This is a genomic window from Blastococcus colisei (assembly GCF_006717095.1).
Taxonomy (GTDB): domain Bacteria; phylum Actinomycetota; class Actinomycetes; order Mycobacteriales; family Geodermatophilaceae; genus Blastococcus_B; species Blastococcus_B colisei.
In genome coordinates, this window is the sequence record NZ_VFQE01000001.1 from 1,783,131 (window position 1) to 1,796,518 (window position 13,388).

The following is a 13,388-nucleotide window of genomic DNA, read 5'->3' on the forward strand; positions in this document are numbered from 1 at the left end:
CATGCCGTTCGGACGCCGGCGCAACCGGATCGAGCGCAGCCTGCGCGAGCGCGGGGTGCCGCCGGAGCCGCAGCACCGCGAGCGCGAGGTGGAGGAGACGACGGGCCCCTGGGACTCGGCGGACGCACCCGACGACGGCGTGCCCCGCGTGGACCTGGGCGCCATCCGGCTGCCCGGCCTCCCCGGCACCGACCTGCGGGTGGAGCTGAACCAGCAGCAGAAGGTCATCGGCGCGACGCTGCGCTCGGGGGACTCCCTGCTCATGGTGTCGGCGTTCGCCGCCCCGCGGGCCGGCGGCATCTGGGACGCCGTGCGCGAGGACCTGGCGAAGAGCGCCTCGGGGCAGGGCGGGTCGCTTCGCGAGGTGGAGGGCCCGTTCGGCCCGGAGCTCGCGGGCACCATCGTCACGCTGCCGCCGGCACAGCCGGGTCAGCCGGCGCCGACCCAGCCGGTGCGCCGGGCGGCGAGGTTCATCGGGGTGGACGGTCCCCGCTGGTTCCTGCGAGGGCTCATCACGGGCCCGGCCGCGGAGAGCGCGGAGGCGGCGGCGGTCCTCGAGTCGGCGTTCAGCGACATCGTCGTCGTCCGCGGGGCGGAGCCGATGCCCGTCCGCGAGCAGCTGCCGCTGACCCTGCCGCCGCAGGCGGCCGCCCAGCTGGCCCGCCGGCAGGAGGCCGGCCGCGCCGCCGCCACCCGGCCACCGTCGGCCCAGCCGCCGGCCGGCTGATCCCGTCCACGAGACCCGCCGGGTCGTCCCCGCGCCCGCGACGACGCACGCCGTACGCTCTTTACGTGACCGAGCTTGGGAGGTCACGCGGGAAACAGAGCACCGTCGGCACGTGGTCGACGAGCACCAGCGAGGAGAGCACGTGACCGAGCTTGCGAGGTCACGCGGTAGGCAGAGCACCGTCGGCACGTGGTCGACGAGCGCCAGCGAGGAGAGCACGTGACCGAAACCCGATCGCCGAGCTGGTTGTCCCGGACGCTGCAGCGGCTCACGGCGGACGACCAGGCCATCGATGCGCAGGAGCTGCGCGCCGAGTCGGCCAACGCCGGCTGCGAGCCGTTGGGCTCCTGCCGCAAGGGTGCCGTGGTCACGGTGACGGGCCGGCTGAAGTCCGTCGTCTACACCCCGCGGGAGACCGTCCCGACCCTCGAGGCGGAGCTGTTCGACGGTTCCGGTTCGGTCACCCTGGTCTGGCTGGGGCGCCGGCGGATCCCGGGCATCGAGCCCGGGCGCACGCTGACCGCACGGGGCCGGTTCGCCGCCTTCGACGGCAAGCGGGTCATCTACAACCCCTGGTACGAGCTGGGCGCCGGCTGACCGAACCGACGTCGTGGACAGAGCCCGGGCGGAGACCCCGGCGACAGATGCACCGGGGGAGACGGCGATGAGCGCACCTGAGGACCGGGCCGACCCGCCCGCACCCACCGCCGGGCCGGCCGGCGACCAGGCGGTTCCGCCGCTGGTGTTCGACCGCCACCTGGTGCTGGAGCAGCTCGGTGGCTGGCGAGGCATGGTGGACGCCACCCTGCCGACGATCGCCTTCATCGTCGCCAACTCCCTCGGTGGCCTGCGCACCGGCATCTGGGCGGCGCTGGGCGCGGCGCTGCTGGTGTTCCTCCTCCGCCTGCTGCGCCGCGAGAGCGTGCAGCAGGCGATCAGCGGGCTCTTCGCCGTCGGCATCGCGGTCGCCATCGCCGCCGCCACCGGGCAGGCTCGCGACTTCTACGTCCCGGGCATCATCCGCAACGCCGGTCTCGCCGTGATCCTGCTGGGCTCGGTCGTCCTCCGCCGGCCGCTGGTCGGTGTCATCGCGGAGTTCCTGGCCCCCAGCCACCTCGGGGCCATGGCCTCCCACCGGCACTCGGTGCCGGGGTTCCGCGGCCGGATGGGCCGCGCCCGTGCGGTCCTCGACCCCAGCGAGCGCGACCCGGAGACGGGCCGGGCCCGGCCGGATCCGACCCCCGAGCAGCACTGGCGCGACGACCCCCGGCTGCTCCGTGCCTACGGCTGGCTGACGGTGCTCTGGGCCGGCGTGTTCCTGGTCCGGGCCGCCGTGCAGGGCTATCTGTACCTGGGCAGCGAGAACACCGACGCCACGGACCTCGGCGTCGTGTCCCTGATCCTGGGCCTGCCCGTGACCGCGGCCGAGATCGTCATCACCCTGTGGGTGGTGTCGCGGCTGCACCGCCACCGCAGCACGGAGTCGGGCACACCCGCCGCTTAGACCGGGCCGGCCCCGGTGTCGGGGGCCAGCACGTCCTTGAGCTGGTCCTCCACCTCGGCGTGGGTCACGAACAGCAGTTCGTCCCCGGCCTCCAGCGGCTCGTCGGGGGACGGCGTGATCACCCGTTCGCCGCGCAGGATCGCCGTCAGCACGGTCTCCCGCGGGAGCGGGACCTCGCGCAGCGGCTTGCCCACCCACGGGGTGTCCTCGGCCAGGGTGATCTCGACCAGGTTGGCCGCGCCCTTGCGGAAGCTCATCAGCCGGACGACGTCGCCGACGGTGACGGCCTCCTCGACCAGCGCCGCGAGCACGCGCGGGGTGGAGACAGCGACGTCCACCCCCCAGGCCTCGGTGTAGAGCCACTCGTTGCGGGGGTCCTTCACCCGGGCGACGACGCGGTTGACCGCGAACTCGGTCTTGGCCAGCAGCGAGACGACCAGGTTGGCCTTGTCGTCTCCCGTGGCGGCGACGACGACGTCGCAGGTGGCCAGCTGGGCCTCCTCGAGGGAGGACACCTCGCACGCGTCGGCCTGCACCCACTCCGCACCGGGCACCGAGCGGGTGCGCACCTTGCGGCCGTCCTTCTCGATGAGCATGACGGTGTGCCCGTTGCCGAGCAGTTCCCCGGCGATCGACCGGCCGACGGCGCCGGCCCCCACGATGGCGACTCTCATGCTCGGTCTCCTCGTGCCCCGTCTTTAGATGTTCGGCGCATCAGTGCTGCCCTCCGTCGGTGCCCCGCTCGACGACCTCGTGCACCCGGGCGGTGATGTCGTCGGTCACGGCGACCACGAGCTGGTCGCCGTCCTGGAGGACGGTGGTGGCGGTGGGCAGCACGGCCTCCCCGAAGCGGACCAGCCACGCGGCGCGGGCGCCCGAGGCGGTCTCGAGGTCGGCGAGCTTCCGGCCGACCCAGCTCTCGGTCACGGTGATGCGCATGAGCAGGACCTTGCCGGTGGGCTCGCGCCAGAGCTCGCTGACCTTGACCGAGAGCAGCTCGCGGAGCAGGCGGTTCACCGTCCACGGGACCGTGGCGACGCTCGGGATCCCCATGCGCTCGTAGACCTCGGCCCGCTTGGAGTCGTAGATGCGGGCGACGACGTGCTGGACGCCGAAGGTCTCGCGGGCCACTCGCGCGCTGATGATGTTGGAGTTGTCACCGCTGCTGACCGCGGCGAAGGCACCCGCCGAATCCACCCCGGCGTCCAGCAGCGTCTGCCGGTCGAAGCCGAGGCCGGTGACCTGCCGGCCGGCGAAGTCCGGCCCGAGGCGCCGGAAGGCGGCGGGATCCTGGTCGATCACGGCAACGCTGTGCCCGACCTCCTCGAGGCGCCGGGCGATGGCGGAGCCGACGCGTCCGCAGCCCATCACGACCACGTGCACGAAGAACTCCCGGTGTCCGTCGCGCGAGCGCCGCCCGCCGCGCGTACCGGGCGCGAAGCTACACCCGGTAGCGCCCCGGGCGTGGCCGCGACGGGTGACCTCCCCCTCTCGGGCGGGGCGCGCGCCGTGGTGGCGGCACCGGGTGCCGCGCGTCCGTACCATCGCCGCCGTGCCGACCCTGTCCGACCTCGGACAACTGCCGAAACGTCTCGTCCTCGGACGAGCGGTCCGCAGCGACCGGCTCGGGGAGTCCCTGCTCCCCAAGCGACTGGCCCTGCCGATCTTCTCCAGCGACCCGTTGTCCTCGGTGGCCTACGCCACCCAGGAGATCCTCATCGTCCTGACCCTCGCCGGGACCGCCTACCTGTACCTGACGCCGTGGCTGGCGGCCGCCGTCGTCCTCCTGCTGGCAACCCTGGTGCTGTCCTACCGCCAGGTGGTGCGGGCCTATCCCTCCGGCGGAGGCGACTACGAGGTCGCCCGGCACAATCACGGACCGCTCGCCTCGCTGGTGGTGGCCAGCGCGCTGCTCGTCGACTACGTGCTGACGGTCGCCGTGTCCGTCTCGGCCGGCACCGACAACATCATCTCCGCGTTCCCGTCGCTGGACGAGCACCGGGTCGCGATCGCCCTGGGGTTGGTCGCGCTCCTGGCGGCGCTCAACCTGCGCGGGGTGCGGGAGTCCGGCCGGGCGTTCGCGGCGCCGACCTATCTGTTCGTCACCGCCATCCTGGTGATGGTCGGCACGGGTCTCGTCCGCTACTTCGTCAGCGACACCGGGCTCGTCGCCGAGAGTTCGGGATACGGCGTCACCGCCGAGCCCGGTTACGGGGAGATGGGCGCACTCGCGCTGGTGCTGCTCACCCTGCGGGCGTTCGCCTCCGGCTGCACCGCGCTCACCGGCGTCGAGGCGATCGCCAACGGCGTGCCCGCATTCAAGCCGCCGAAGAGCCGCAACGCCGCCACGACCCTGGCCTGGATGGGCGGCCTCGCGGCGGTCATGTTCATCGGGGTCAGCTCGCTGGCCCTGCTGGCCGACGTGAAGTACGTCGAGAACCCCTGCGACCTCACCGGCTTCGCGGACTGCGAGACCGAGCCCCAGCGGACGGTCATCGCACAGCTGGCGGCCGCCGCGTTCGGCGGGCAGACGTCGATCGGCTTCTTCGTCGTCCAGGCCGCCACCGCCCTCGTGCTCGTCCTCGCCGCCAACACCGCGTTCAACGGCTTCCCGCTGCTGGGCTCGGTGCTCGCCCAGGACCGGTACATGCCCCGCCAGCTGCACACCCGCGGCGACAAGCTCGCCTACAGCAACGGCATCCTGCTGCTGGCGGGCTTCGCGATGCTGCTGATCCTGGTCTTCGACGCGTCGGTGAGCCGGCTGATCCAGCTCTACATCGTCGGGGTCTTCACCGCGTTCACCATCGGCCAGTGGGGGATGGTCCGGCACTGGAACCGCGAGCGGGCGCTGGAGAGCGACCCGGCCGCGCGGGCGCGGATGCGTCGATCGCAGGCGATCAACCTGGTGGGCGGCACGCTCACGAGCGTCGTCCTGGTGATCATCGTCGTCACGAAGTTCACCCACGGCGCCTGGCTGGTGCTCGTGTCCATGCCGGTGCTGATCGTCCTCATGAAGGCGATCAGCCAGCACTACTCGCACGTCGCCGACCAGCTCGTGCCCGACACCGACTCCCGCACCCTGCCCAGCAAGGTGCACGCCGTCGTCCTCGTCTCGAAGGTGCACAAGCCGACACTGCGGGCCCTGGCCTTCGCCCGGGCCACCCGGCCCGACCAGCTCACCGCACTCACCGTCAACGTGGACGACGAGGACACCCGCGCCCTGCAGGCCGACTGGGAGCGCTACGACATCCCATGTGCGCTGACCGTCGTCGAGTCGCCGTACCGCGAGATCACCCGGCCGGTCCTCGACTACGTGAAGGCCATCCGGCGAGAGAGCCCGCGCGAACTGGTCGTGGTGTTCGTCCCGCAGTACGTCGTCGGCCACTGGTGGGAGAACGTCCTGCACAACCAGAGCGCGCTGCGGCTGCGCGCGCGGCTGCAGTTCCAGCCCGGCGTCATGATCACCACCGTGCCCTGGCAGCTGGAGAGCTCCGTGGGGCGGGAGGGCGGCGAGGGCCGCGGCGCCGGCCCCGCGCCCGGCGACCTCCGCCGCGGGCTGACCGAGGACGAGGTCGAGAGCTCGCCCTATGGCTGAAGGGCGGCCGAAGCGCGGGGGCCTCGGCTGGGCCGGCACCGAGTTCGAGGTGACCGTGGGCCCGGTCGCCCACGGCGGGCACTGCGTGGCCCGGCACGAGGGCCGGGTGGTCTTCGTGCGGCACAGCCTTCCCGGTGAGCGGGTGGTTGTCCGGGTGACCGAGGACCGCCACCCCGGTTTCTGCCGGGCCGACGCCGTCGAGGTGCTCGAGGCCTCGCCCGCACGCGTCGAGCGGCCGTGCCCCTACAGCGGTCCCGGGCGGTGCGGTGGCTGCGACTGGCAGCACGTCGACCCGGCCGAGCAGCGCCGGCTCAAGGCCGCGGTCGTCCGGGAGCAGCTGGCCCGCCTGGCCGGTCTCGACGTCGAGGTGGCGGTGGAGGAGCTGCCGGGCGGGCCGTTGCGCTGGCGCTCGCGCGCCCGGTTCGCCGTCGACCGGTCGGGGGCGCCGGGGCTGCGCCGGCACCGGTCGCACGACGTCGTCGTCCTGGACGACTGCCCGATCACCGTGGAGCCGGCGGCGGCCGCGGTGCTGCAGCGTCGATGGCCCGGCGCCGGTGCCGTCGACGTCTCGATCGACTCCACCGGTGCCGTGACCACCGCCCGACTCGACCGGCAGGGCCGGCCCACGTCGAGCCGGGTCGTGCGTCCCGGCGGAGAGCTGCCGGAGGAGCCCTCGGGACGGGCCGAACGGCGGGCCGGTGGCCGGGACTGGGAGGTCGAGGGCACCGGGTTCTGGCAGGTGCACCCGGCCGCCGCCGATGCGCTCGTCGCCGCCGTGGCCGGGTTCGCCGACGTGCGGACGGGGGAGACGGTGCTCGACCTGTACGCGGGCGCGGGTCTCTTCGGCGGTGCCCTCGCGCCCGCGGTGGGCCTCGAGGGCCGGGTGGTCTGCGTGGAGTCCGACCCAGGAGCCTGCGCCGCCGCCGACACCAACCTCGGCGGCTTCTCGCAGGCAGAGGTCTGGCAGGGCGACGTGGACGCCGAAGGGCTGACCGGGCTGCTGGCCGAGCTGGGTGCGGCCCCCGACGTCGTCGTCCTCGACCCGCCTCGGGCCGGTGCCGGACCGGCGGTCAGCCGGCTGCTGGCAGGAACGGGGGCACGCGCCGTCGTCTACGTCGCCTGCGACCCGGCGGCCCTGGCCCGGGACGTCGCCGCCTTCGTCGAGGCCGGCTACCGGTTGGCCGCCGTCCGCGGCTTCGATGCCTTCCCGATGACAGCGCACGTGGAGTGCGTGGCGCTGCTCGCCCGCTGACGTCGGTGCGACGCCGGGCATGCACGGATGCCTGCGCCGGCCCGCGCCCCAGGTCTGGGCGGGCTGGGATGGGCAACCGGCTACCGTCTCGGTGTGCCCACGTGGGAATACGCCTCCGTCATCACCGCCAACGACGCCGAGTCGCAGCGCGCCGGCGTCAGCGTCAAGCTCCCCGGCGGCCAGTCCGAACGTCAGCAGGGCGACACCAGTTCCGTCCTCAACCGCCTCGGCTCCGAGGGCTGGGAGCTGGTGAGCTACCACTCCAGCGGCGCCGGGACCTGGGGGTTCGAGCAGTTCTGGCTCAAGCGCCAGTCCGGCTCCTGACGCCGGCGCCGCTGACGCCGTCGCGGAACCGTCCCTGCCGCGGTGCACAGTGAGCGGTGTGGACGACAGCGTGCCCCCGGGCTGGCCCGAGGAGGTGCGTCCTCCCGGCGCCCCCGACTGGGAGCGGACGGCGGTGGCGTGGCTGTACGACCTGGTCCCACCGGACTACCGGGCGCACGAGGTGCTGCGCCGCTATCCGGTGCTGCTCGCCCGGTTCGCCGCCGACCACGTGGCCGCCGGTCTCGAGGCGGCGCGCAGAGGCTGGCGCACCGTGCGGGTGGAACTGGCCGACCAGCTGCCCGCCGAGGCCATCGAGGCGGCCATGACCGCCTACGAGCGCGAGGGGGCCCGCCTGGCGGCGGCGGCCCGTGGCGTCGAGGTGGTGGCGGGGGCGTTGCGGGGGGAGCGGTGGGTGCCGCGCATCTGAGGCGTGGGCGGTGTGCTGCATCCGCGCCACACGCTCGATCGGAAGAGCAGGGAAACCGCGGCTACAGTTGATCCGCGGCTCCCTCCAACGCTACCGAGGCAGCTGCCGCCGACCGAGAGGACACCGTCGAGCCGTGCCGCTCCTGCGATCGCTCCAGGGCCCCGGAGATGTCAGGGCCCTGCCCGCCGACCAGCTGCCGACCCTGGCGGCCGAGATCCGCGACGCGCTGGTCACCAGCGTCGCCAAGACCGGCGGGCACCTCGGGCCGAACCTGGGATGCGTCGAGCTGACGATCGCGCTGCACCGGGTGTTCGAATCACCGCGCGAGCCGATCGTCTTCGACACCGGCCACCAGGCCTACGTGCACAAGATGCTGACCGGCCGGGTCGACGGCTTCGAGCGGCTCCGTCAGCGCGGTGGCCTCTCCGGGTACCCGAGCCGGTCGGAGAGCGAGCACGACTGGGTGGAGAACAGCCACGCGTCGACGTCGCTGTCCTACGCCGACGGGCTCGCCAAGGCCTACGCCGTCCGCGGTGACAAGCGCCCCGTGGTGGCGGTGATCGGTGACGGCGCCCTGACCGGTGGCATGGCCTGGGAGGCGCTGAACAACATCGCCGCCGCACAGGACCGCCCCGTCGTCATCGTCGTCAACGACAACGGCCGCTCCTACTCGCCGACCATCGGCGGCGTGGCCGACGCGCTCGCCACCCTGCGGCTGCGCCCCGGCTACGAGCAGGCGCTGCTGCAGGTGCGCCAGGCGCTGCACCGCGCCCCTGTCGTGGGGTCGGCTCTCTACGACGCGCTGCACGCGATCAAGAAGGGCCTCAAGGACGTCCTCTCCCCGCAGGGGATGTTCGAGGACCTCGGCATGAAGTACGTCGGGCCGGTCGACGGGCACGACATCGAGGTCATGGAGTCCGCCCTGCGCCGGGCGCGCTCGTTCGGCGGACCGGTCATCGTGCACGCCGTCACCACCAAGGGCTTCGGCTACGCGCCGGCCGAGACCGACCAGATCGACGCCTGGCACGCCACCGGCGTCTTCGACCCCGACAGCGGGGCGAGCACCGTCGCCGCCCGCGACTGGACGACGGCCTTCTCCGACGAGCTGGTGCGCATCGGGGCCGAGCGGTCCGACGTCGTCGCGATCACCGCGGCCATGCTGCACCCGACCGGCCTCGCGGCCTTCGCCGAGCGTTTCCCCGAGCGGGTGTTCGACGTGGGCATCGCCGAGCAGCACGCGCTGACGTCCGCCGCGGGGCTGGCGATGGGCGGGATGCACCCCGTGGTCGCCGTCTACTCCACGTTCCTGAACCGGGCCTTCGACCAGCTGCTGATGGACGTGGCGCTGCACCGTCAGCCGGTCACCGTGGTCCTCGACCGGGCCGGCGTCACCGGCACCGACGGCGCCTCGCACAACGGCATGTGGGACATGTCGATCCTGTCGGTCGTCCCGGGTGTGCGGCTCGCGGCGCCCCGCGACGAGTCGACCCTGCGGGAGGCGCTGCGCGAGGCGGTCGCGGTCACCGACGGGCCGACCGTCGTGCGGTTCCCGAAGGGGCCGCCGCCGGTGGACATCCCCGCGCTGGAGCGGCGCGGGCCCGTGGACGTCCTGCGCCGCGGAGACCGCGCGGACGTGCTGCTGGTGGCCGTCGGGTCGATGGTGCCGATGTGCCTGGCCGTGGCCGAGCGGGCCGCCGACCAGGGCATCGAGGTGACGGTGGTCGACCCCCGCTGGGTCCTGCCGGTGGCCGATGAGCTCGTGGCGCTGGCGTCAGGTTTCCGGCTGGTCGTCACCGTGGAGGACGGCGGCCGTGCCGGGGGAGTGGGCACGACCTTGACCCAGGCGCTGCAGGACCGGGAGTGCGACGTGCCGGTGCGCGCTGTCGGCCTGGCGCAGGAGTTCTTCGAGCACGGCAGCCGCGGGCAGGTGCTGGCCGACGCCGGCCTCACCGAGCAGGACGTCGCTCGCCGGATCGCCGAGTGGACGGCGAAGCTGGGGGAGCGCGCGGAGAACTCCGTGGTCGAGCCGGTGGACGGGGCGCAGCGGTGACGGTGATCGCCGAGATCCAGGTGGCGCCGGCACCGCCCGGGACGGCGGAGAACCCGCACGCGCACGTGGAGGCCGCCATCGCGGTGATCCAGGCGTCCGGGCTTCGCTACGAGGTCGGCGCGCTCGGGACCACGCTCGAGGGCGGGGCCGACGAGGTCTGGGCGACGCTGCGCGCCGCGCACGAGGCGATGCTGGCTGCCGGCGCGGATGCCGGTCTCTCGCACATCAAGGTGGCCTCCGTGAACCGCACGATGGACAGCCTGACGTCGAAGTTCCGCTGACGGAACCGGGGACTCAGCCCTTGACCGCTCCGGAGATGAGTCCTTGGGTCACCTGCCGCTGCAGGACGACGAAGAGCAGGATCACGGGCAGGATCGTGATGAGGGTGCCGGCCGCGAGGGGGCCGATGTCGACCGAGCGGCCGCCGACGAACAGGTACAGCCCGGTGGTCAGCGGCCGGTAGCCGCCTCCCGGCATGTACAGCAGTGGGACCAGGAAGTTGTTCCAGTTCTGCAGGAACGTGAAGACCGTGAGCGCGCCCATCCCCGAGGTGACCAGCGGCAGCATGATCCGGCTGAAGATCTGCCACTCCGAGGCTCCGTCGATCCGGGCGGCCTGCTCGATCTCGGTGGGCAGGTCGGTGAAGAAGGCACGCATGAACCACGCGCCGAAGGCCAGCTGGGTGCTGGCAAGGACGAGGTTGACTCCGACGAGGCTGTCCAGGAGCCGCATGGACCGCAGCTGGAAGTACAGCGGGACCATGTACGTGAAGAAGGGCACCAGCAGTCCGAGCACCACCAGGTAGAACGCCGGCGTGCGCCCCGGGAAGGGAAGCCGCGCGAAGGCGTACCCGGCCATGGTCGACAGCACGACGACGAGGACGGTGCTCGGCACCGACAGCAGGATGCTGTTGAGCAGGTAGCCGTCGAAACCGCCGACCGTCCAGGCGGTGCGGAGGTTCTCCAGGGAGAACGAGGAGAACAGCCCGAACGGGTTCACCCGCACGTCCTGGGACGTCTTCAGCGTCGTGGACAGGACGAGGATCACCGGGAACAGGGTGAGGAGAGCGAGCCCGCCGAGCGCGAGGTGGCGGCCGATCCCTGCCCGGCCGGGCGCGTAAGCCTTCTTCGTGCGCGTCATGCCCCGATGCGCTCCCGCGCCAGCCGGCTCTGCAGCCGGTCGAGCCAGATGGCGAACGGGACCGCCAGCACGGTGATCGCCAGCGCCAGCGTCGTCCCGTAGCTGATCCGGCTGAGCTGGAAGGCGTTGCTGTAGGCCAGCGTGCCGAGCACGTCGCTGGCGCCGGCCGGGCCGCCCCCGGTCATCACGAAGATCAGGTCGAAGACGGCGAACCCGCCGATCAACGTGATCGCGGCGACCATGAGGAAGACGGGCATGATCTGCGGCAGCACGACGTAGCGCAGCCGCTGCCACCAGTTCGCCCCGTCGAGCAGTGCGGCGTCGACCTGGTCGACGTCCACGTTGCGCAGCGCGGACAGGATGATCACGAAGACGAAACCGACCGCCGTCCAGACCGCGGTGGCGAGGACGGCGTACAGCGCCGTGCTCGGGTCACCCAGCCAGCCGCGGGTCAGCCCGTCGAGACCGACGGCCTCGAGCACCCCGTTGAGCCAGCCCCGCGTCGGCGCGTAGATCCAGCCCCACACGACGCCGACCGCCACCGGAGGCAGCACGTAGGGGAGGAAGAAGGCGACCCGGTAGACGGCCGAGCCCCGTCGGACCCCCCACAACAGCAGGGCCAGCCCCAGGCCGAGCACCAGCGGGGCCACCGTGCCGCCGACGATCCACACGAGGTTGTTGCCGAACGCGGCCCACACGTCGGGATCCCCGAACATCTCGGCGAAGTTGGCCAGCCCGACCCACGGCGGGTTCGGGTCCAGGCCGTCGAAGTCGACGAAGACGTAGTAGATCGCGTTCAGCATCGGGAAGACGAGGAACACCGCCATCACCACCACGGCAGGGGCGACGAGGAGCGCACCGAGCCGGGCCTGCTCACGGCGGGTCGCGGCGGAGATCCCGGCGCGCGCCGTGGTCCGGCGTCGTCCCGGGGCGGCCGGGCCGGGATCCGACGGCGTCGGTGCCGCCGGCTCCCGGACGTCCGGCCGGCTCACGCCTGCGCCGCTGCTTCGAGGTTGGCGGCGACCTCCTCCGGAGTGGCCTGACCGGTCAGAACCGCCTGGACGCCGTCGAACATGGCCTCGTTGAAGGCCTCGGGCATGAGGACGTCGATGTTGTAGCCGAGTTCGCCGCCGCCCTCGGACAACGCCGAGACCTGGTCGAGCACCTGAGCGAGCAGCGGGTCGACGTCCAGTCCGGAGGTGTCCACGGGCCTCGGCGGGATGGTCTGCAGGTTCTCCACCGTCCACTGGCCGTGCTCTTCGGAGGCCAGGAAGTCCAGCAACTGGATCGCAGCCTCGGGGTTGTCGGTGTTGGCCGCGACGAACGGGCCCGAGCCGAGGCCGCCGGCGAACACGCCCTCGCCGTCCGGTGACGGGAAGGGGATGTAGGCGGACTCGAAGTCGGCGCCGACGGCCAGGTCGTTGATGAACCAGCTGCCGGTGGGAATCATCGCCGCCTGGCCGGAGAGGTAGAGCGAGGTCATGGTGTCGTAGTCGACCGCCGTCGGTGACTCCGGCAACCAGCCGTTCTGGTTGGCCTCCACCCAGAAGGCCAGCGCGTCGACGACCTCCGGCGACTCCCAGGACCGCTCGCCGGACAGCAGCGCCTCCATGCCGTCGGCACCGACTGCGCTGGACAGGGCCATGCTCAGCAGGTGGCTGCCGGGCCAACCCTCCTGGTCACCGAACGCCATGGGGATCAGCCCGGCCTCGCGGATGGTCGCCGAGACCTCGCGGAGCTCGTCGAGGGACTGTGGCGGCTCGATGCCCAGGTCCTCGAAGATCCCCGTGTTGTAGTACAGGCCGACGGTCTCCATCTCGCCCGGGATGCCGTACACCTTCCCGTCGTAGGTCACCCGCTCCTTGGCGAAGTCGTAGACCTCCCAGTCGTTCTCCTCGTAGGCCTCGGTGAGGTCGTAGAGCAGCCCTGCCTCGGCGAGGGCGCCCCCGATCCCCGGACCGGAGCCCCAGTTGAAGACGTCCGGGCCTTCCTCGGAGCGCAGCTGGGTCTGCAGCACGGTCCGCATCGTGTCGATGTCGAGCTGCTGCACCTGCACGTCGATTCCGGAGGATTCCTCGAACTCGGCCAGGTGGTCCTCGAGCCGCTGGAGTGAGTCGGCGTCCTCGAGCTGCTCGATGAGGTAGCGCAGCGTGGTGCCTTCGCCGTCGCCGGCGTCCCCGGATGGCGAGGGGGTCCCTCCGGTGCACGCCGTGGCGACCAGGCAGGTGGCGGTGGCCGCGAGGATCTTTCCGGAGGGAATGCGCATGCCCGGCCCCTTGCTCCATGGCGGTCCGGTGCCGGTCCGCGGTTCGCGGATGGTCCATCGCGCGACAGCGAGGGGTCAAGGACATGGATCCGCCCGTGTCGAA

Annotated in this window: 14 protein-coding genes; 9 read left to right on the plus strand and 5 right to left on the minus strand. The window is 72.5% G+C overall.

What is annotated here, in order from left to right:
* Position 1 precedes the first annotated feature (1 nt).
* From FHU33_RS08500 to FHU33_RS08510, 3 genes are all read left to right on the plus strand, one after another.
* A complete protein-coding gene (locus FHU33_RS08500; protein ID WP_142024948.1) occupies positions 2 to 727 on the plus strand; it encodes a DUF3710 domain-containing protein in 726 nt (241 codons plus the stop codon).
* 219 nt (positions 728 to 946) lie between these two features.
* Positions 947 to 1,324: an OB-fold nucleic acid binding domain-containing protein gene (locus tag FHU33_RS08505; RefSeq protein ID WP_142024949.1), complete on the plus strand. Its 378-nt coding sequence runs from the start codon at positions 947 to 949 to the stop codon at positions 1,322 to 1,324.
* 67 nt (positions 1,325 to 1,391) lie between these two features.
* Positions 1,392 to 2,231, plus strand: a complete 840-nt coding sequence (locus FHU33_RS08510) for a DUF3159 domain-containing protein (RefSeq protein WP_142024950.1) — start codon at positions 1,392 to 1,394, stop codon at positions 2,229 to 2,231.
* Here the strand turns inward: FHU33_RS08510 and FHU33_RS08515 are convergent.
* Together FHU33_RS08515 and FHU33_RS08520 are read right to left on the minus strand one after the other, a co-directional pair.
* Positions 2,228 to 2,905 (minus strand): potassium channel family protein, encoded by a 678-nt coding sequence (locus FHU33_RS08515; protein WP_142024951.1) that lies wholly within the window; start codon positions 2,903 to 2,905, stop codon positions 2,228 to 2,230. The two genes, FHU33_RS08510 and FHU33_RS08515, sit on opposite strands and share 4 nt — an antisense overlap.
* A gap of 40 nt (positions 2,906 to 2,945) precedes the next feature.
* On the minus strand, positions 2,946 to 3,614 hold the full coding sequence (locus tag FHU33_RS08520; protein WP_142024952.1) for a potassium channel family protein: 669 nt from the start codon (positions 3,612 to 3,614) through the stop codon (positions 2,946 to 2,948).
* 169 nt (positions 3,615 to 3,783) lie between these two features.
* Here FHU33_RS08520 and FHU33_RS08525 point away from each other — a divergent pair, with 169 nt between their 5' ends.
* The 6 genes from FHU33_RS08525 (at position 3,784) to FHU33_RS08550 (ending at position 10,160) form a co-directional block, all read left to right on the plus strand.
* A complete protein-coding gene (locus FHU33_RS08525; RefSeq protein WP_142024953.1) occupies positions 3,784 to 5,826 on the plus strand; it encodes an APC family permease in 2,043 nt (680 codons plus the stop codon).
* Positions 5,819 to 7,078, plus strand: coding sequence for a class I SAM-dependent RNA methyltransferase (locus tag FHU33_RS08530; protein WP_142024954.1), 1,260 nt, complete (start codon positions 5,819 to 5,821; stop codon positions 7,076 to 7,078). The genes FHU33_RS08525 and FHU33_RS08530 overlap by 8 nt, the downstream gene beginning before the upstream one ends.
* Positions 7,079 to 7,171: 93 nt before the next feature.
* A complete protein-coding gene (locus FHU33_RS08535; RefSeq protein ID WP_142024955.1) occupies positions 7,172 to 7,402 on the plus strand; it encodes a DUF4177 domain-containing protein in 231 nt (76 codons plus the stop codon).
* A gap of 58 nt (positions 7,403 to 7,460) precedes the next feature.
* A complete protein-coding gene (locus FHU33_RS08540) occupies positions 7,461 to 7,829 on the plus strand; it encodes a hypothetical protein (protein ID WP_142024956.1) in 369 nt (122 codons plus the stop codon).
* A 133-nt stretch (positions 7,830 to 7,962) separates the two neighbouring features.
* Positions 7,963 to 9,879, plus strand: a complete 1,917-nt coding sequence (gene dxs, locus FHU33_RS08545; protein ID WP_142024957.1) for a 1-deoxy-D-xylulose-5-phosphate synthase — start codon at positions 7,963 to 7,965, stop codon at positions 9,877 to 9,879.
* On the plus strand, positions 9,876 to 10,160 hold the full coding sequence (locus FHU33_RS08550) for a thiamine-binding protein (protein ID WP_142024958.1): 285 nt from the start codon (positions 9,876 to 9,878) through the stop codon (positions 10,158 to 10,160). The genes dxs and FHU33_RS08550 overlap by 4 nt, the downstream gene beginning before the upstream one ends.
* Before the next feature lie 13 nt (positions 10,161 to 10,173).
* Here the strand turns inward: FHU33_RS08550 and FHU33_RS08555 are convergent, their stop codons facing one another.
* From FHU33_RS08555 to FHU33_RS08565, 3 genes are read right to left on the minus strand one after another with little or no spacing between them, the layout of a single operon-like run.
* Entirely contained in the window at positions 10,174 to 11,019 is an 846-nt protein-coding gene (locus FHU33_RS08555; RefSeq protein WP_142024959.1) for a carbohydrate ABC transporter permease, read from the minus strand.
* The gene (locus FHU33_RS08560; RefSeq protein WP_142024960.1) at positions 11,016 to 12,011 is read right to left on the minus strand and encodes a carbohydrate ABC transporter permease; all 996 of its coding nucleotides are present in this window, start codon (positions 12,009 to 12,011) and stop codon (positions 11,016 to 11,018) included. Before FHU33_RS08560 ends, FHU33_RS08555 begins: the two co-directional genes overlap by 4 nt.
* Positions 12,008 to 13,285: an ABC transporter substrate-binding protein gene (locus FHU33_RS08565; protein WP_142024961.1), complete on the minus strand. Its 1,278-nt coding sequence runs from the start codon at positions 13,283 to 13,285 to the stop codon at positions 12,008 to 12,010. The genes FHU33_RS08560 and FHU33_RS08565 overlap by 4 nt, the downstream gene beginning before the upstream one ends.
* Between the last annotated feature and the right edge of the window lie 103 nt (positions 13,286 to 13,388).

What these genes read in the sequence shown, in the direction of transcription:
- FHU33_RS08500 (WP_142024948.1), top strand. Translation starts at nt 2, where the DNA reads ATGCCGTTCGGACGCCGGCGCAACCGGATCGAGCGCAGCCTGCGCGAG.
- FHU33_RS08510 (WP_142024950.1), top strand. Translation starts at nt 1,392, where the DNA reads ATGAGCGCACCTGAGGACCGGGCCGACCCGCCCGCACCCACCGCCGGG.
- FHU33_RS08515 (WP_142024951.1), bottom strand. Translation starts at nt 2,905, where the DNA reads ATGAGAGTCGCCATCGTGGGGGCCGGCGCCGTCGGCCGGTCGATCGCC.
- FHU33_RS08530 (WP_142024954.1), top strand. Translation starts at nt 5,819, where the DNA reads ATGGCTGAAGGGCGGCCGAAGCGCGGGGGCCTCGGCTGGGCCGGCACC.
- FHU33_RS08555 (WP_142024959.1), bottom strand. Translation starts at nt 11,019, where the DNA reads ATGACGCGCACGAAGAAGGCTTACGCGCCCGGCCGGGCAGGGATCGGC.
- FHU33_RS08565 (WP_142024961.1), bottom strand. Translation starts at nt 13,285, where the DNA reads ATGCGCATTCCCTCCGGAAAGATCCTCGCGGCCACCGCCACCTGCCTG.